Consider the following 18594-nt stretch of genomic DNA (forward strand, 5'->3'; position numbering starts at 1 on the left):
ATGGATTTCGGGGGAGAAAATACCGCCGTCGGTATGGTGTTGCGGCGCGAAACGTGGAACACTGGTGGGCGGTCACAGTTTCTGTGCGTCGCTTTGCTCGCTGTATCACCGGTTAGACCCGCAGTCAGTAGGTAAAACGTTCGCGGGAGTTGTTTGCATGCGAACGGACCAACCTTTATCGGTGGTTCTAGCATCGGCCCGGTGGCCTCGCGAAAAGTTGGCGGGGCACCGATCACCGAGATGTAAGTAAGGGAAAGAACATGGCACAGGGAACCGTCAAGTGGTTCAACGCTGAAAAGGGCTACGGCTTCATCGCTCCGAACGATGGTGGCGCTGACGTCTTCGTCCACTACTCCGAGATCCAGGGCAACGGCTTCCGTACCCTCGAGGAGAACCAGCAGGTCGAGTTCGAGATCGGCGACGGCGCCAAGGGCCCCCAGGCTCAGGCTGTCACCGCTCTCTAAGAGCTGCGGCTGAACCCGCTGGTCCGGGGGTGATTCCCCGGACCATGCAGTGGAACACCGACGCCGCCCGGCGTCCGCGGAGTATTCCGTGGGCACCGGGCGGCGTCGTCGTGCGTGGGGTGGCGGCATGCCACCTGTGCTGGGGCGCGTGGCGGGTTCTCGCACCCGTTAACCTACTTCTTGAAATATGACCTGGGGTTTCATGTGCATCCCGGTCTTATGGGGTGCGAATGTCGGTGCCGTCTGCCCTGCGGTGCTCCTCCACGTCCGACATGTGGGCGACGGTCCACTCGAACAGTGCGTGGACCGGAGGTAGGGCGGAGCGCCCCAGGTCGGTGAGTTCGTAGACCACCCGAGGGGGGATCTCGGGGAAGGCGGTGCGGGTGACCAGTCCGTCCGACACCAGGGCGGTGAGGCGTTGGGACAGGACCCGCACCGAGATGCCGTCCACCGCCGCCCGCACCTCGCCGTTGCGCTGCGGGCCGTGTTCTAGGGCGAGCAGGATCAACATGTTCCACCGGTCGCCGAGGGTGGTGAACAGGTCGCGGCTGGGGCAGTCGCGTGCGGCGGGGTTCCATGCGGTGTCCGTCATGGTGTCGACCATACCATGAATACTTTTTGGGAAGCCACTGTACAAAAGGAAGCAATGAGGTTATGCTTCCGGGCATGGCTAACATCACCGTTTACGGATCCACCGGCATGGTCGGCAGCGACATCACCCGCGAAGCAGTCTCCCGCGGTCACCGGGTCACCGGCGTCTCACGCCGTGAGAACCCGGACAATCAGATCGACGGCGTCACCTATGTGACAGGAACTCTCCAGGACACCGCCGACGTGGCGGCCACGGCGAAGGAGGCCGACATCCTCGTCCTCTCCGTCCCGGGCCCGCGGGACGGTAGCTCAGTCCAGCCCGTCATCGACGCCCACGCCGCGTTGATCCCCGCGCTGGCGGACCAGGATGTCCGTGTTTTCGTCGTGGGTGGGGCAGGGGCGACCCTGACTGAGGACGGCACCATGCTCGTGGACACCCCGGATTTCCCCGAGGCCTACGCCGCCGAGGCCCGTTCCTTCGCCGAGATCCTCGACCTCTACCGCGCGGCCCCCGACGCGCTGGACTGGACGATGTTGGCACCGGCCCCGGAGATCGGCCCGGGTGCGCCGGCCGCCTCGTACGTGCTCGGCGAGGATCATCCGGTCGGTGACAGCGTCACGACCGGCACCTTCGCCCGCGCCGTCCTCGACGAGCTCGAGAACCCGGCCCACCGCCGCACCCGTTTCACCGTCGCCGACGCCTGAGTCGGACTGAAACCCCCCGCGGGCACGGGCTTTCCCCGCACTTGCGTCCACGGCGTGTAGGGTCTCACCTCGAACCCCCTTGCGTGAAAAGTTGAATCCACATGCGCAAGATGTGCTCACGGGGTACCGGGAACGACAGGAGAAGGTGGGAGAGACACCGATGGCAGCGCAGGAGACCCAGAACGGTGGCGGGAAGAAGCTCGTCATCGTCGAGTCCGCCACGAAGGCGAAGAAGATCCAGCGCTACCTCGGCGACAAGTACATTGTCGACGCGTCCGTCGGACACATCCGTGACCTCCCCCGCGGCGCCGCGGACGTCCCCGCCAAGTACAAGAAGGAACCGTGGGCCCGCCTCGGCGTGAACGTCGACGACGACTTCACCGCCCTCTACGTCGTCAGCCCAGACAAGAAGAAGAAGGTCGCCGACCTCAAGAGCAAGCTCAAGCAGGTCGACGAAGTCTATCTCGCGACAGACCCCGACCGTGAGGGCGAGGCCATCGCCTGGCACCTGCTGCAGGTCCTCAAGCCCAAGGTGCCGGTGCGGCGCATGGTCTTCCACGAGATCACCGAGGCCGCGATCAAGGAAGCCGCGGAGAACACCCGTGACCTGGACATCGACCTGGTCGACGCCCAGGAGACCCGGCGTGTGCTTGACCGTCTCTACGGCTACGAGGTCTCCCCGGTGCTGTGGCGCAAGGTCATGCCGCGGCTGTCCGCGGGCCGTGTGCAGTCGGTGGCGACCAGGGTGATCGTGGAGCGCGAGCGCGAGCGTATGGCGTTCGTGTCCGCGGAGTACTGGGACCTCACCGCCACATTGGCGACGGAGGGGACGGCGGGAGCAACCGACTCCGCCAACCCCACCTCCTTCGACGCCTCCCTCGTCGCCGTCGACGGGAAGCGGGTCGCCCAGGGCCGCGACTTCGGCGACGACGGCAGGCTGAAGTCCGGCAAGGCGCAGACCAACGTCACCGTGGTCGACCAGAAGACCGCGGAGACGCTGGCGGAGAACCTCACCGGTGCGGCGATGTCGGTGTCGAAGGTGGAGGAGAAGCCGTACACCCGGCGTCCCTACCCGCCGTTCATGACCTCCACGCTGCAGCAGGAGGCCGGCCGGAAGCTGCACTACACCTCGGAGCGCACGATGCGTATCGCGCAGCGGCTCTACGAGAACGGCCTCATCACCTACATGCGTACCGACTCGACGACACTGTCGAAGTCCGGTATCGACGCCGCCCGCCAGCAGGCCCGGGAGCTCTACGGCCCGAGCTTCGTCGCCGACGCCCCGCGCCAGTACAACCGCAAGGTGAAGAACTCGCAGGAGGCCCACGAGGCGATCCGACCCGCCGGCGAGACCTTCTCCACGCCCGGCAAGCTCTCCAGCCAGCTGGACGCCGAGGAGTTCAAGCTCTACGAGCTGATCTGGCAGCGCACCGTGGCCAGCCAGATGGCGGACGCCCGTGGCACCTCGATGAAGGTGACCGTCTCCGGGACGGCGAGCAGCGGGGAGAAGACGGACTTCCAGGCCAACGGCCGCACGATCACCTTCCCCGGTTTCCTCAAGGCCTACGTGGAGACCAGCCAGCTCTCCGACGGCCGCAACGTCGCCGACAACGCGGAGAAGGCGCTGCCGGTGCTCGCCGAGGGCGACGACCTGACCACCGACAAGGTCACCGCGGACGGTCACTCGACCAACCCGCCGGCCCGTTTCACCGAAGCCTCCCTGGTCAAGACGATGGAGGAGCTCGGCATCGGGCGCCCGTCCACGTACGCCTCGATCATCAACACGATCAAGGCCCGCGGGTACGTGGTCTCCCGTGGCTCCGCCCTGGTCCCCAGCTGGGTGGCGTTCGCCGTGGTCGGGCTGATGGAGCAGAATTTCGGCTCACTGGTGGACTACGAGTTCACCTCTTCGATGGAGGACGAGCTCGACCGCATCGCCCGTGGTGAAGAGAACCGCTCGCACTGGCTGCGCGGTTTCTACTTCGGCGACGACAAGGCGTCCGACGCCACTGCGGAGACCATCGCCCGCCTGGGTGGACTGAAGACCATGGTCGGCGACAACCTGGAGCACATCGACGCCCGCCAGGTGAACTCCCTGCACCTGTTCGACGACTCCGAGGGCGTCCCGGTGATCGTGCGGGTGGGCCGTTACGGTCCGTACCTGGAGCGCACGAAGCCGGTGCCGGACGGGGCCCCGGAGGGCACCGAGCCGGAGGTGCAGCGGGCGAACCTGCCGGAGACCATCACCCCGGACGAGTTGACCCGTGAGGTCGCGGAGAAGCTCTTCGCGACCCCGCAGAGCGGCCGCGAGGTCGGCGTGAACCCGGAGAACGGCCGGATGATCGTGGCCCGCGAGGGACGCTACGGCCCGTACGTCACCGAGCAGGTGAAGGACGATGAGGAGGCCCGCGTCACCGCCGAGGCGGAGAAGACCGTGGAGGCGGAACGCGACCAGGAGGACGCCGACCGTGCCGCCGAGGGCAAGAAGCCGCTGAGCCGGGAGACCAAGACCGCGGCGAACAAGAAGGACAAGCGGGTCAAGGAGATCCTCCAGGAGACGCTGAAGCCGAAGACGGCGTCTCTGTTCGAGTCCATGGATCCTGCCTCCGTGACTCTCGACGAGGCGCTGAAGCTGATGAGTCTGCCGCGTGAGGTCGGTGTGGACCCGTCTGACGGCGAGATGATCACCGCGCAGAACGGCCGGTACGGGGCCTACCTGAAGAAGGGGTCGGACTCGCGGTCGCTGGCCAACGAGGAGCAGATCTTCACGGTGACCCTGGACGAGGCGCGGCGGATCTACGCCGAGCCGAAGCGGCGCGGCCGGGCTGCGGCCAAGCCGCCGTTGAAGCAGCTGGGCGACAATGACGTGTCCGGTAAGCCGATGACGGTGAAGGACGGTCGGTTCGGCCCGTACGTCACCGACGGCACGACGAACGCCTCGCTGCGCCGCGGCGACTCCCCGGAGACGATGACGGACGCCCGCGGCAATGAGCTGCTCAGTGAGCGGCGTGCCAAGGAAGCCGCCGACGGCGGAGCTCCGGCGAAGAAGTCGGCGACGTCGGCGAAGAAGAGCACGGCGAAGAAGTCCTCGAAGAAGAGTACGAAGAAGTCCGTGACGTCGACGACGAAGCGCACCGTGAAGAAGGGGACCTCGGCCGCTGCGAAGAAGGCCGCCGCCAAGAAGAGCTGATCGGGGTCGGCGAGGACTCCCTCTGCGTGGAAAAGTCTGCGCCCGTGCACGTTTCGACTGCTGACACGTGCACGGGCGCAGACCTTTCTGTGACAGGCCGCTACGATAGTCTCCATCATGAAAATTGACGGAGAGGAGTCGTAGGAATGGCTGAGTCGGCGGACGTACCCGGACGGTGGGGCGAATACGACAGTCAGGCAGGTAGGCCGGAGGGTCGGCCGGTACCGGCCGGAACGCCCCCGGTCTCTCACGGTGCACCGTCACCGAAGGTGAATCCCGCGCCGGAGATTCCCCCGAAAGACCCCTTCCCGGTCTGGTCGACCTGCGGGATGCTCCTGTTCATCGTGGGGGCGATCGCGGCAGTGGTCTGTTTCGCGAATTCCGGAGGCACCGAATCCAGTGGTTACGGGTTGAGTAGTACCACGGTGGACGTCGTCTACATGGATGTGCTCGCCGGCGCGGTGTGCAGCACAGTGCTATCCGCCGCCGGCCTGATCGTCGCCGTCGTAGCCAAGGTCGGGTCACATATCCAGACCTCGAGGGTGGTGTAGCAGGGTACCGAGCGGATACCGCCGGACATTTGACCACTGTTCCAGCCGGCCCTATCATGATGTTCTCTCTATTGAACTCTGTGGTGACAGGTGGCGAACAATGTCGGTGGATGCGGCGAAGGTCGATCTGGGGCAGGACAAGGCGCAGTCGGAAAGCCAGGCACAGGCACCGCGGCTGACCAGTCTCCTTGGGCCGGCGTTCGTCGCCGCGATCGCCTACGTCGACCCGGGCAACGTCGCGGCGAACCTGTCAGCCGGTGCCGAATACGGGTACCTGCTGCTCTGGGTGCTCATCGTCGCCAACCTCATGGCGGCGGTAGTGCAGTACCTGTCGGCGAAACTGGGGCTGGTCACCTCGAAGTCACTCTCCGCCACCCTCGCGGACTGGTTCGACGCACGCGAGCGCCGCGGCACGACAGCTCAACGGCGCCGGGGTAAGGCGGGGCGTCTGGCCTACTGGGGTCAGGCGGAGATCATCGCCGCGGCGACGGACGTGGCGGAGGTCGTCGGTGGTGCCATCGCGCTGAACCTGCTGTTCGGGACACCACTGGTGCTCGGTGGCGTGATCGTCGGTGTCGTGTCACTCGGCATGCTCACCCTGCAGGGGGGACGCACCCAGCGCCGCTTCGAGTTCGTGATCATGGCGTTCCTGTTGGTGATCACCGTAGGGTTCCTCTCCGGGCTGTTCGTCACCGGCTTGAGCGTGGGTGAGATGGTGCAGGGCATCGTCCCCAGGTTCCAGGGCACGCACTCCGTGGTCCTGGCCGCGAGCATGCTCGGCGCCACGGTGATGCCGCACGCGGTCTACCTGCACTCCGGTCTGGTCCGCGACCGAAAGTTCACGCCTGACGGCGACGCCGGCATGCGGCTGCACCTGAAGGCCACGAAGTGGGACGTGGGCACGGCGCTGGTGGTGGCTGGGACCGTCAACATCGCGATGCTGTGCCTGGCGGCGCAGGCGCTGCGGGGGGTCGACGGCACTGACACGATCGAGGGTGCGCATGCTGCGGTGGAGGGGGCACTGGGTCCGGTGATCGGGGTGCTGTTCGCTGTCGGACTGCTGGCCTCCGGGCTGGCGTCGACGTCGGTGGGGTGCTACGCCGGCGACATGGTGATGCGCGACCTGTTGAAGGTTCGCATCCCGTTACTGTTGCGTCGCTTCCTCACGATGTTGCCGGCGCTGGTGATCCTCGGTGCGGGAGTGGAGCCGACCTGGGCGTTGGTGATGAGTCAGGTGGTGCTCAGCGTGGGTATCCCGTTCGCGCTGGTGCCGTTGGTGGCGGCGACGGCGCGGAGATCGGTGATGGGACGGTGGGCGAACCCGCACACCCTGACGGGGCTCGCGGCGGTGATCTGTGCGGTGATCATCGCCCTGAACGTGGCGCTGATCTGGTTGACCCTCACCGGCCAGGCGTAGGGACGGCCGTGGGGAAAGGCGGGGTCACCCCGGCGGGTACGGAAAAAGTCTGTTCCCGTGCAAGACAGACGGGATCCCGAGTGCACGGGAACAGACTTTTCCCTGGTGGGGGGGGGCGTCGGCGAGAGTTTAACCCCGTTCTGCCAGCGTCGACCTGACCGGCCTCGCCAGTTGGGTCATCTCCTTGCGTCCGCGCAGTTCCACGGACTTCATCAGCGTCCACCGCGCCTGCTCGGCCTCGTTGGCCTTGCGTAGGGTGGCGGCGTTGGTCAGCACGCGGCCGGGGGTGTCCTTGGCCAGTTCGGTCAGCCGTGCGGCGGCGTTCACCGCATCGCCGATCACGGTGTACTCGAAGCGGTCACTGGCGCCGATGTGCCCGGCCACGACCTCACCCACGGCGGCTCCGATGCCGGCGGCCAGCTCGTGTTCGGCGAGCTCCTGGTTCAACTCCCGTGCGGCGGCGAGGGTGTGTCCGGCCATGTCGTCCAGGGGGATCGGCGCACCGAAGACCGCGAGGGCCGCGTCCCCCTCGAACTTGTTGATGATGCCCTTGTTGCGGTGCACCACCTCGACGACCTTGTCGAAGAAGCTGTTCAGGGCCTTCACCACGTGCTGCGGTGACGAGGAGACCGCGAAACCGGTGGATCCGATGACGTCGACGAACAGCACACCGACGAACCGGTTGGCACCGCCGAGCTCCGGCTTCTCCTCCAGGGCACGTCGGGCGACCTCGGTGCCCACGTAGCGTCCGAACAGGGTGCGGACCTGTTCGCGTTCCCGCAGCCCCTGCATCATCTCGTTGAAGCCGGCCTGCAGGACCCCGATCTCGGTGGCGTCGTAGATCCGCACCTGTGCACGTGAATCGCCCCGTCGGACGCGGTTCATCGCGTGCTGCAGTTCGCGGATGGGGTCGACCACGGTCATCGTGATCAGCCTGGTGCCGGAGAACCCGGTGAACAGGGCGGTGAGGCTCAGCGCCAGCACCCCCGGCAGGATCTCCCGGGCGTCCTCGGTGAAGAAGTTCGTGGCCTGGGCGGCGACCATGAGGACCACGCCAATCACCGGGACGGCGGAGGTGAGGATCCAGACGCTGGTGATCTGCAGGGACAACGGGGAGATCCGTTCCTGCGGGGCACCGGTCCGGTTCAGGGCCTTGGCGGCCACGGGGCGTACGAGCCGCTCGGCGACCATGAAGGTCATCAGGACGACCATCGCGCCGCCGAGGACGGCCGTGACGGCCACCGCCAGCGCCCAGCGTGCCGAGACCTGTGAGGCGACGATGGTGAAGATGACCACGCCGATGCCCCACAGTACGGCGCCGAGAACGGCCTGGAGCGCGGGGATCCGCAGGACCAGGCGTCGGATCATCACCGGGTCGACGGGGTCGGGGTTGCGTTGCCAGCGCAGGACGGGGGTGAAGAAGAACAGCGTCGCGGTGATCCCGGAGACCAGCGCGACGATGAAGTACACCGTGTAGAGCGTCGCGGTCATCGTGTTGACGGAGGTCAGTTCGTCGGCGCCGCCGATGGGGACGAGGAACCGCAGGAAGGACGCCACGGCGAGTGCGCCGACGACGTTGACCATGAACACGGACAGGGCGTACAGCGGCCAGGTGGTGCCCCACGCCCACGCGATGTACTGCCCCAGTTTCTGCATGCGTCCCAGACTATCGGAGCGCCGTGCGCTTGTCCCCGTTTGGTTGGCCCGCCCGGTGCCCCGCGGCGTCGGACGTCTCCGGCGACGTCCGGGCGGGGGACTACACTTGGTCACCGTGAGTTCCTCGCCTGCTCCCGCCGCCCCTGAATCCGTGTTCTCCGCCGCGGTCCTCAGCCCGCACGTGACGGAGCCCTTGGTCGCCGCGGTGGAGGCCGCCCGGGGCGGCGGGCAGTCCGCCGCGATGACCCATTCCTGGTTGTTCACCGGTCCACCCGGGTCGGGACGGTCGGTGGCGGCGAAGGCTTTCGCCACGGCACTGGTGTGTGAGGACCCGGACGTGCCGGGGTGTGGACGGTGTGACGGCTGCCGCTCGGCGACGGCGGGGTCGCATCCGGACATCACGTGGGTGCACACCGACGGTGTGGTGATCCAGGTGTCCGAGGCACGCGAGGTCATCCGGACGGCGGCGGCGATGCCGACGGTGGCGCCGTGGCGGATCGTGGTGTTCGAGGACGCCGACCGGTTCAACGACAGCAGTGCCAACGCCCTGCTGAAGAGCATCGAGGAGCCGCCGGAGCGCACGGTGTTCGTGCTGTGCGCCCCCAGCACGGACCCGGAGGACATCGCGGTGACGTTGCGGTCGCGGTGCCGGCACCTGTATGTGCCGACGCCGTCGCGGGCCGAGGTGGAGGCGGTCCTGATGGGGGACACGAAGCTGGGGTTGTCCCCGGAGCAGGCGTCCTGGGCGGCGGAGGTGGCCGGCGGGCACATCGGGAGGGCGCGGCACCTGGCGTCGGAGGAGAAGGCCCGGTCGAAGAGGGCGAGCGCGTTGAAACTGCCTGCGCTGGTGTACGAGGCGGGGGAGTCGTACCGGTTCGTCAGCGACCTGGTCTCGTCGGCGACGGAGGAGGCGACCGCCACGGTGGCAGGGCGAGAGGAGAAGGAACTCGCCGACCTCCAGAGTTCGCTGGGGTTGGGCGCAAAGGGACGCGGTGTCGCCAAGGCGCAGGCGGGGGCGGCCGGCCAGATCAAGGAGCTGGAGAAGGAGCAGAAGAACCGGCGGACGCGCATGCTGCGGGACTCGTTGGACCTGGCGTTGATCGACATCGCGGGGCTGTACCGGGATGCGATGATGATCGCCGCCGGTGCGGTGGACGACGACGGGCCGGTCGGTGGGTTCCTGCACCCCGACCAGGCGAAGGTGTCGGGGGAACTGGCACGGCGTAATGCCCCGGAGAATCTGGTGCAGTGCATCGACGCGGTGTCCGCCTGCCGGGAGACACTCACCTTCAACGTGAAACCCGAGGTGGCACTGACGGCGATGGTGGGACGGCTGCGGGAGTGCTGCGGTCAGGTGTGACCTGCAGGGGGCCCGGACCCTGGGGCCTGTTTTGTGGAGGGTTCTGCCGTCCGCTAGGATTACCCGTCGTATGCAGCACCGTCGGTGACGGTGTCCGCGTGCGCCGCCTTAGCTCAGTCGGTAGAGCGTTTCACTCGTAATGAAAAGGTCGCGAGTTCGATTCTCGCAGGCGGCTCAATTTAGTTAGGTAGTTTGACCTGGTTGTTTGCCGGGTTTGGCGGGGTGGCTGTGCGGTGCCTGGTCTTGCCGGGTACCGCCGCAACTACCGCCACGGTCAGGATACTGGTCTCGTTGGCTACCGCCATTGTGTGGCATGAAATTGCCCCCGATCCATGGTTGTGGATCGGGGGTTTTCACGTGTCTGCGGGCCGGGACGCCCCTGGCCCGGCTAGCGGGTTAGGCGTCGCCGCAGACGATGTCGTCGGGGATCGGGGTACCGTCGGGCCACACGCCGCCCGGGTACCAGTCGCCGGGGTGCGCCCAGTCAGTGCAGTCTGGCGTGGCGCCGGGGATCTGCTGGGTGATATAGCCGATGATGAGCTGGGTGAGTTCGATCAGCTGGCCAAAAAGGTTGGTGATGAATTCGATCATGTGGCGGTTTTCCTTGTGTCAGGACGTTCACGTCAGTGAATGTTCGGTGTAGGCCGGAGGCACCACGTGCCCCAGGCGGCCTGCCGAGGAGAATCAGGGGCGTTGGCCGAATCCTCCGGTGCCCTCGGGGTTCGGTGCCGTGGCGATACCGTCATCGTTGGTCTTATCGTCGCCTTCGTCATCGGTCTCCGGGTCCTCGGTCTGTGTTGCCTCGGTGTCGTCGTCGTTCTCTTCGTCGCCTGAGTTACTGGAGTTGCTGGAGTTGCCCGAGTTGCTGTCGCCACTGTTGCCGCCGTTGCCACCTCCGGTAGCGCCACCGCCGTTGGTCGAGCCACCGCCGGAGGTGTTGCCCGACCCGGAGCCGCCGGAGTTCCCGCCGTTCCCGTTCTCGGACGGCTCGTCGCCGTTGCCGGATGAGGTGTTCCCGTCAGTGTCGTCGTCAGCGTCGGAGTCGGCGGACGTGCTCGACGTCGCCGACGTGCTGCTGGATGTGGAGGACGTCGTGCTGGTCGCCGAGGTGCTCTCGGTGGCGTCGTCTGAGTCTGATCCGCAGGCGGTCAGCGACATGGACAGTGCAGCTGCGGCGACGACGGCGCCGAGCTTGGTGCGGTTACGCATGTGATCTCCTGAAGTAGTCATGCTGTCCCCCATATAAGTAGAGACAGGCTGTGAGCAAAGTAGCTTATGTTCGGTTCGTCGGGCAAACCATCACATTGCCGGCTGAGCTGTGTTAATGCAGTGTTCGAACGCCCCTTCATCTCCTGTCCGGGCCGCCCTGTAGAACTGTCTCCAGAGCCGGGGCAGGACCAGTCACCGGCACATCCGTGGAGAGGAGCGTGGGACAGGAATGGTCATGGGGCCGACGCACGCGATGTCGGGCGCCGCAGCAGGGGCTGCCATAGCTGTGTTCACGGCGCAGGCGTCCGGCACCCCGGTCGACGCGACGTCCGCACTTGTGCTCAGCGGTGTCACGGCCGGGGCCGCCGTCCTACCGGATCTGGACCACCCGTCCGGCACGGCGGCGCGGACGTTGGGACCGGTGAGCAGGCTGGTGGCGGTCGTCGTCAACCGGACGTCGTCGATGGTCGCCGAGGCGACGGGTGCCAGGGGGCGGCGGGTCGGCGGGCACCGGACGCTGACCCACACAGTGGTGTTCGCCGTCCTTCTCGCCGTTGCCACCTGGTGGGCGGTCGACCTCGGTGACCGACGGGTGACGGTCGGGATCTTCGCTGCCCTGGTCCTGCTGGCACTGCATTCACTGGTCCGGCCGGTGGTGCGGCGGTGGGGGTCGCTCGGATCCGTGGTGCTCGCAGTCGGGCTGACGCTGCTGGTGCTGCGGGACCTGCCCGAGATGGTGTCACCGGCCGTGATGGCGACGGCGGTCGGTGTCGGGTGCCTGGTGCATTGCGCCGGGGACGCGGTGACGCGCTCCGGAGTGCCGTTGTTCGCGCCACTCGTTCCGGTCGGTGGTGACCGGTGGGGCAGCGTGCACCTCCTGCCGAAGCCGTTACGGATCCGTGCGGCCGGCGTCGGGGACACGGTCGCCATGGCGGTGTGTACCGCGGCACTGGTCGGGGTATGTGTGGTCGGTTGGGACCACGGGCTGATCGTGGCGTGAGATCACGCAGGTACTCTCGGAGACAGTCTCCGGGCGCGACCGAAGCCCGGCCATGAGCAGGAGGTTGATCATGTCCGTACCGAAGGACACCGCTGAACGTTTCCGTGTGATTGCCGCCGGCTTCACCGAGCAGACCAAAGACAACGACTGGGACGCACAGACCCCGTGTGAGGAATGGACCGCCCGCGACATCGTCGGCCATCTGATCAGCTGGTTCGCCCCCGCCCTCGAGGACGTCGGGATCACCGTCGAACTCTCCGGGGACAAGAACTCCGACCCGGCGACCGTGTGGGCCGAGTTCGCCGACATCGTCTCGCAGGCCCTCGACGACGACAACAAGGCCGAAGCTCTGGTCACCCGTGGCCCGATCCCGGGGCAGTCGCTGGAGACCAACGCCCGCGGCTTCTTCATCCCGGACGTGTTCATGCACACCTGGGACCTCGCCCGGTCCCAGGGGCGCGACGTGGAACTGGACGCCGACTTCGCCGAGACGAACCTCGGCGGACTGCGCTCACTCGGCGAGCAGCTGCAGGCCCGCGGTGGTTTCGGCCCGCCGCAGGAGACGGCGGCCGACGCCTCCTCGACGATTCGCCTGATGGCGTATGTCGGCCGCGACCCGAACTTCGGGTTGGATGGCTGACGGTAGTAGTGCGCAGCCGTTGTCCGCTGAATTAACTGAATGAGGGGTCGCTCGGGCCGGGCAGGAAGCCATCCTCCTGCGCTCGTCGGAAGAGGTCGGTCTTGGTCGGGGCGGGGCGTCCGGCGTGCTGGTACTTCACGCGGATCCGCCCGAGATAGTCGTTGACGGTGTCCTGGGAGAGGCCGGTCAGCCGCGCGACTCGTTTCGCGGGCTCGCCGGAGGCGTAGAGCTCCAGAACCTCCCGCTGACGGTCCGACAGGTTGATGGAGTCCAGGTGGGGGTCGGAGTCGATCGCAGCTGCCCACTCGGTCGTCGGCACGGCGTACCCCTGGGCCGCGGCGCGGATCGCACGCAGAATCACTTCCGGGGACGCGGACTTCTGGATCATCCCCAGGACACCGGCTTTCAGCGACCGCCGGACCAGGAACGGACTCTCCAGCGACGACAGTACAAGCACATTCTCCGTGACGGACTGGATCCTGAGGACGTTGTCCTCCGGGTCGGAGTCGTCCCCGAGCCGGAGGTCGAGGATCACCAGGTCGGGTGGTTCGAGCATGTCGCCGGCCACGAGAAGGTCGTTGACCGTGGAGAACATACCGGTGAACTCGATGTCGGGCGCCTCGTCGATCAGGGCGGCGAGCCCCCGCAGGGAGAGTTCGTGGTCGTCGATGGCGGCTACGCGAAGTAAGGTGTGATTCATTGAATGATAATACCCTGGTCGACGGACGACGGTGTAGTTCCCCGGTGGAGGTTCTTCTGCCAGCCCATGGTGGTGTGGGGTGACCGACTGAACCCCGACTCAGGTTTCCTGAGCCGGGGTTCTGTATGCGTCGTGAGACGGCTCGTGTCCCTTAGAGAACGGAGCCGAGCACGGCGACGACGCCGCCAAGGCCGGCCAGGAGGCCGCCGACGAGGCCGAGAACGGGGGTGAGGAGGCTGCTGACGATACCCATGTGAAGGTCCTTTCGAGGTGGTTGTACTGTTCGGCCGCTGTGGGACGGGAGAGCCTGAACCGCGTCAGTTCGTCACAGCGTTAGGTTCTACACTAAACGTAGACGGGGGAACATGCCAGTTGCTCAGCCGACTTCCTGTGTTCCTTCTACGGCGAGGCTGCCTTCAGCGGGCCCGCCTTCTTGCAGGAAGTACAGTCATTTCACGGCTCTGAAACATTCGTTGCTCGGACCGGATGTACTTACCGCTGAGGTTTGATACTGCTCCGTCATGGTCCTCTTCGGCGATAGTGCGGACTACGGGGGACTTCACGTGTGTCTTGCTCGACGTGCGCAAAGGGGCCTGAGGGGGCCAACAAGTATCGGTTCCCGGTAGTCAGGTTCAGGTCCGCGTCTTCGGATTTTCGCCAGGGGGCGCGGGTCCCGTTGTGATCAGGAGGAGGACAGTGAGCCGAGGCTTCCGGTGAGCGATGATCCGCCGGAACCGGGCAGTGATGGCGGAGGTACATCGGGGGCGACCGTCATGGTCCCGAGGCCGAAGGTGATGCCCTGGCACGGGTTGTCGGCCTCCCACAGGAACTCGTAGGTGGAATTGTCGTACATGGGGCCGGAATTCTCGCCTGGCTCGAGGGTGACCGGGAACTGCTGGCGGTCCTGTGGTTCACGTTCGACGAAGAACTGCTGGCAGTAGTCAGGGGCGTAGCCCCGGTCCAGCCATTTTTCGTTCGTGATTGTCGCGGTGACCTTCGAGTTGTACCCGGTGATTGTGACAGCCTGGTCGGTAGGGTTCGACACCGAGTACTGGACATAGAACGTGTTTCCGGGGGCGATGCCCCGGGTGTACGGTCGGTCGCCCTCCGGGTCGATGAGTGAGTTGCCTCTGAGTATCAGGCCAGCGGGCTGTCGGGGACTGTCGTCATCGGCGACGGCGGAGGGCGTTGCCAGTACTGCTGCAGAGCAGGTGACGGCAATGGCGGCGACGGTTGCGGCAAGGGTGCGTGCACGTGTGTGATACCGAGGAATATGGTTCATGAGGCAAATATAGATGACTATGCGTCCTTGCCGGCGCCCCTATAACTGGGGGCTGGTCACACAGGCGTCCCGTCCTGCCGGTACCGGCGGAGCCCGTCATCGGTGGAGATGGTGCAGAACGTGGCCCGTCCCGGCGGGTGCAGCCGGACGGTCACCGTCTCGGTGGATCTGCTGCTCAAGGCGGTGATGATGCGTTGGTGCAGTTCCGGATGAATTTCCTCACCGGGCGGAGGGACATCGCCGGGGCTACCGGCACCGCCGACGGACGTGGACACGGCTGGTGAGTTGTCGTCGAGGAGTTGGACAACCACGCCTCGCCGACGGGCCGAGCGAGCAGCCGCGTGCACGGCGGGGATGTCCAGCAGGGGGGAGCGCATGGCGTCGCGCAGACGTAGTTCGGTGAGGTGAGCCTGCTCCCTGAGTTCATCGGTGACGTCCGCAAGTCCGGTGGTTGCTGCGACCACGGGGGCGAGTTCCTCGCGGAGGCGTTGCAGACGGTCTTGCCGGTACTCGGATATCTCTGCGGCGGCAATGGTCCGGAGTTCGGCGTCGTGTAACTTCTGCCGGGCGTCGGGGAGTCGTGTCAGTGTGTTACGGATGCCGAAGGACACGAGCGCGCAGGATACGACCAGAAGGCTGGACATGAGGGTGCGGAAGGCTCCGAAGTCCAGATCGGGTGTCGCAGGGATCGACATGGCGATCTCGACGACTACGGCACCGGTGAGCAGCGCTGCGACAGCGATAGTCGGTCGCCCCCGTAGCGCAACCAGTGCGCACAGCAGGGAGGCCGCCATGATGTGCCAGCCGTAACTCCACCCGGGAGCGTCGGAGAGGTTCTGCCACCGTCCGACCTCCATGAGTACCACGATCCCGACTGCGGCCAGACCGGCCCTCATGACGGTGAGCCGGTAGGCGTGCCCGCTGACGAGAACTCCTGCCAGCATCACGGTGAGGGTGTTGGCGACGATGTTCCCCGGTGCCGAGGGGTTGCCGTTCAGGATGTTCATGCAGGTGAACAGGAGGGCGACGGTAATTCCGTAGGGGACGCAGATGGCGTAGCTCAGGTGCATCAGGTCGTAGGTCTGCATTCCGGAGCTGTTCAGCCATGACCTGCGGGCGGTGGTGCTGTGGTCGTCACTGATGGACTGCGTGGGCGAGGTTGTGTGCTGCCAGGTGATATCGACGGTGGTCCCACTGCCGGGGGAGGAGGTGACTGTGGCGGCGGCCCCGTCCGTCGTCGACATGCGGCCGAGGACGGACACCCGGAGGCCTGCAGCCGTCGGTCGGATGTCGCCGGTCCGGAATCCGGTGCCGTCGTCGGCGTAACGCAGCTGAACGGCCGTATCGCTCAGGCTGATGTGGCAGCTCCGGTGCACGTCGGGGCCAGCGTGCTGTCGGGAGTTCTTGGCGACCTCGGCGATGGCCAGCGCGATATTGGCTCCGGCGACACCCGGCAGGGTCAGGTCGGTCGGTGAATCGGCGGTGACGGTGCAGTCGGGGGTGTGTTGGCCGACGGCCGCGGTGACGGCAGCGATCAGTTGGGGGGACGACATGGTTCCGGCGTCGTCGAAGACTGTGGTGAGGCGGAGGTCGACCGGTTCGGACGGGAGAATCCCCCGGGTGATGCCGGAGAGCGTCGACAGGACGTTGTCATGGACCAGGGCGGTCAATCGGGTGGTTTCCTCCGCCCGGGCCCGGAGCCGTGTCGCGGCGATGTTGTCGCGGTGCGCCTCGTTTGCAGCGGAGTCGATGAACCTCGCGAGCTGGAGGGTGGCGCACGCGATGAGCGCGAGGGGCAGTGAGTAGACGAGGGAGAACGTGACCTCGGTGGCGATGCTGAGGGTATCGGTGGGGTGGTCGAGAAGTGCGTTGGCCAGGGTGACGCCGCCGACGGCGATCGTGAACGGGGGGAGGCCGAAGCGTAGTGGGACTGTCAGGGCGAACGCCAGGGCAGGGATACTCACGAGCACGGTGAACCAGATCCCTGACGCGGCCTCCTGACTGCCCGAGAGGGAGCTGCAGATGAGAAGCAGTAAGGCGACCGGCAGGGTCGCAGACGCTGTGCGGAGGGCGAGTACGAGAAGCCGACGGTGCCCGCTGATGCATGCGGCGATGAGGAACAGGTTGCCGAGGGCGAAGAGGCAGACGCTGGTCAGTGGGTACCAGTCATCGAGTCCTGTGGTAGCGGGAAACTTCCGGTTGTAGGCTTCGAAGACCCAGAGCGGCCACGTGAGGGAGATCGCCAGGGCGGCGACGCGCAGCATGGCGGTTTCGGTGGCAGCAGGGTTGCGCGGTGGCATGGGCGTAGGGCCGGGCGGGATAGTCGTTTTCTACTGGGGTGCTTCAGTTCGTCACATCGACAGTTCCAATAGTAGGCAGGCGCTGGGTGCGTATCCAGCTTTTGCAGTGGAAATCATACGAGACCCCACCCGCGTGACGGGTGGGGTCCGTGGTTGCTCTGGCGTTGAGTTCGACGCGGAAAGTGTCGTCAGAGGCCGATGATGGAACCGGCGACAAGCATGACGGCACCGGTAAGGACGGTGGCGACGAGGGCGACAATGGAACCGATGATTGCAAGCATTGTTCTGACCTTCCAGGACAGTGGTGAGTGTGGTGGGGTGGTGCTCGCGGTGTCGGCGTGGAGGGGGCTTCTGTCCGCTTACTCATCATATCGCCGGACAACTACGTACGTTAGTCTACGAAATGACCCAATTCTTGGGGGCTGTACCAGGGGGATATCGGGCAGTAGAGGGCAGGTGAGTGGTGTAGGGGGCGCCCGACCGAAAAAGTACCGCCCAGCCGGAAGGCTGGGCGGTACTCCTGGGGGTCCCGTTGCGGGGGACCTGCCATCTAGTTCTTAGGCACCGGTGATGGAGCCGGCGACCAGGTCGATGGCGGAGGTGAAGAAGGTGGAGATGGCTTCGACGATGGAGGAGATGATCTCGAGCATGAGAGAACCTTTCGGTTGAAGTTGTGGGGGGTTGCACCCTGGGGCCGGGCTGGCTCCGTGGTGCTTCATGTAGGAGAACGATAACTATCGTGGATTGTTACACCCTCGGAGAAAATTTATTGGACGGGTTGTGGAGGGGGTGCGTTTCAGTCGGTGGAGAACGCACCTGACCCCGCCCGGAAGAGCCGGGCGGGGTCAGGCGGTTGCAGATGTAGCTGCTTTTAGCCTCAGGCGGGGGGCGGGGTGGTGCCGCCGGTGATGGAGCCGGAGATGAGGCCGATGGCGTTGCCGAAGAAGCCTGCGATGGCCTGGACGATCTCGGTGAGGATAGCGAGCATGGTAGCTCCCTTTCGGTAGGGCGTATGCGGTCTGCGCCGTAGAGGATCGGGGATCCGATCGGGCACGGACCGAACTATATCCAACAACCGTTACCCGATGAACATCTTTGGCCATGAAACCATGCCCCCAGTTCTAGGGTCTGGCCAGGATGGAGGCGGGGTCCCATACTGTTGCTGAGGTGCTGGAGAGGCGCCTCAGGCATAAAAGAACCCCGCCCGACCGTAAGGTCGAACGGGGCACAGTTCACAGTCCCGTTGCGGGGGACTGAAGACTGATTTATGCGCCACCCTGGATGGAGCCGGTGACGAGGTCGAGGGCGGAGCCCAGGAACTCGGAGATGGCGGTGACGATGTCGGAAACGATGTCCAGCATGATGGATACCTTTCGGTTGAACGTATACGGTCTTGCAACACGGTGAGTCGGTGAGACTCGGTGTGTCGCACTATTAACAGTAACGGATGTCCATCAGATCGTGTTAGGTCACGGCGAGGTAACGGTCATTGGTAGCTTCGCTCGGGGGTGGATCCGCCGTGTCCACGT

At 65.9% G+C, this 18594-nt stretch carries 15 protein-coding genes and 1 tRNA gene; 9 read left to right on the top strand and 7 right to left on the bottom strand.

Annotated features, from left to right (window positions below; translation table 11 throughout):
* Window positions 1-260 precede the first annotated feature (260 nt).
* Window positions 261-464, top strand: a complete 204-nt coding sequence (locus tag PQI66_RS14115; RefSeq protein WP_038546005.1) for a cold-shock protein — start codon at window positions 261-263, stop codon at window positions 462-464.
* A gap of 217 nt (window positions 465-681) precedes the next feature.
* Here PQI66_RS14115 and PQI66_RS14120 read toward each other — a convergent pair whose 3' ends face one another.
* A complete protein-coding gene (locus PQI66_RS14120) occupies window positions 682-1056 on the bottom strand; it encodes a winged helix-turn-helix transcriptional regulator (protein ID WP_339999153.1) in 375 nt (124 codons plus the stop codon).
* Window positions 1057-1130: 74 nt separating this feature from the next.
* Between PQI66_RS14120 and PQI66_RS14125 the strand changes: the two genes are divergently transcribed.
* The 4 genes from PQI66_RS14125 (at window position 1131) to PQI66_RS14140 (ending at window position 6918) form a co-directional block, all read left to right on the top strand.
* Complete coding sequence (locus PQI66_RS14125; protein ID WP_339999154.1) at window positions 1131-1760, top strand: NAD(P)-dependent oxidoreductase; 630 nt, start codon at window positions 1131-1133, stop codon at window positions 1758-1760.
* A 160-nt stretch (window positions 1761-1920) separates the two neighbouring features.
* A complete protein-coding gene (gene topA, locus PQI66_RS14130; RefSeq protein ID WP_339999188.1) occupies window positions 1921-4950 on the top strand; it encodes a type I DNA topoisomerase in 3030 nt (1009 codons plus the stop codon).
* Window positions 4951-5219: 269 nt separating this feature from the next.
* On the top strand, window positions 5220-5501 hold the full coding sequence (locus PQI66_RS14135; RefSeq protein ID WP_339999155.1) for a hypothetical protein: 282 nt from the start codon (window positions 5220-5222) through the stop codon (window positions 5499-5501).
* A gap of 100 nt (window positions 5502-5601) precedes the next feature.
* Window positions 5602-6918, top strand: coding sequence for an Nramp family divalent metal transporter (locus PQI66_RS14140; protein WP_339999156.1), 1317 nt, complete (start codon window positions 5602-5604; stop codon window positions 6916-6918).
* A 129-nt stretch (window positions 6919-7047) separates the two neighbouring features.
* Here PQI66_RS14140 and PQI66_RS14145 read toward each other — a convergent pair whose 3' ends face one another.
* A complete protein-coding gene (locus PQI66_RS14145; protein ID WP_339999157.1) occupies window positions 7048-8574 on the bottom strand; it encodes an adenylate/guanylate cyclase domain-containing protein in 1527 nt (508 codons plus the stop codon).
* A gap of 115 nt (window positions 8575-8689) precedes the next feature.
* Here PQI66_RS14145 and PQI66_RS14150 point away from each other — a divergent pair, with 115 nt between their 5' ends.
* Window positions 8690-9934 carry a DNA polymerase III subunit delta' gene (locus PQI66_RS14150; RefSeq protein WP_339999158.1) on the top strand — a complete coding sequence of 415 codons (1245 nt, stop codon included), beginning with the start codon at window positions 8690-8692 and terminating at the stop codon, window positions 9932-9934.
* A 102-nt stretch (window positions 9935-10036) separates the two neighbouring features.
* Window positions 10037-10109: transfer RNA gene (locus tag PQI66_RS14155), tRNA-Thr, on the top strand.
* A 221-nt stretch (window positions 10110-10330) separates the two neighbouring features.
* Here the strand turns inward: PQI66_RS14155 and PQI66_RS14160 are convergent.
* Together PQI66_RS14160 and PQI66_RS14165 are read right to left on the bottom strand one after the other, a co-directional pair.
* On the bottom strand, window positions 10331-10525 hold the full coding sequence (locus PQI66_RS14160) for a hypothetical protein (protein WP_339999159.1): 195 nt from the start codon (window positions 10523-10525) through the stop codon (window positions 10331-10333).
* A gap of 93 nt (window positions 10526-10618) precedes the next feature.
* Window positions 10619-11143, bottom strand: a complete 525-nt coding sequence (locus tag PQI66_RS14165; RefSeq protein WP_339999160.1) for a hypothetical protein — start codon at window positions 11141-11143, stop codon at window positions 10619-10621.
* 235 nt (window positions 11144-11378) lie between these two features.
* Between PQI66_RS14165 and PQI66_RS14170 the strand changes: the two genes are divergently transcribed.
* Complete coding sequence (locus PQI66_RS14170; RefSeq protein ID WP_339999161.1) at window positions 11379-12143, top strand: metal-dependent hydrolase; 765 nt, start codon at window positions 11379-11381, stop codon at window positions 12141-12143.
* Between the two features lie 70 nt (window positions 12144-12213).
* Entirely contained in the window at window positions 12214-12783 is a 570-nt protein-coding gene (locus PQI66_RS14175; RefSeq protein ID WP_339999162.1) for a TIGR03086 family metal-binding protein, read from the top strand.
* A gap of 31 nt (window positions 12784-12814) precedes the next feature.
* On the opposite strand, the gene PQI66_RS14180 is transcribed toward PQI66_RS14175, so the two are convergent.
* From PQI66_RS14180 to PQI66_RS14190, 3 genes are all read right to left on the bottom strand, one after another.
* Window positions 12815-13483 (bottom strand): response regulator transcription factor, encoded by a 669-nt coding sequence (locus tag PQI66_RS14180; RefSeq protein WP_339999163.1) that lies wholly within the window; start codon window positions 13481-13483, stop codon window positions 12815-12817.
* 682 nt (window positions 13484-14165) lie between these two features.
* Window positions 14166-14765, bottom strand: a complete 600-nt coding sequence (locus PQI66_RS14185) for a hypothetical protein (RefSeq protein WP_339999164.1) — start codon at window positions 14763-14765, stop codon at window positions 14166-14168.
* Between the two features lie 56 nt (window positions 14766-14821).
* A complete protein-coding gene (locus tag PQI66_RS14190) occupies window positions 14822-17065 on the bottom strand; it encodes a hypothetical protein (RefSeq protein ID WP_339999165.1) in 2244 nt (747 codons plus the stop codon).
* Window positions 17066-18594: the final 1529 nt, after the last annotated feature.

The organism is Corynebacterium sp. USCH3 (assembly GCF_037619475.1).
Taxonomy (GTDB): Bacteria; Actinomycetota; Actinomycetes; order Mycobacteriales; family Mycobacteriaceae; genus Corynebacterium.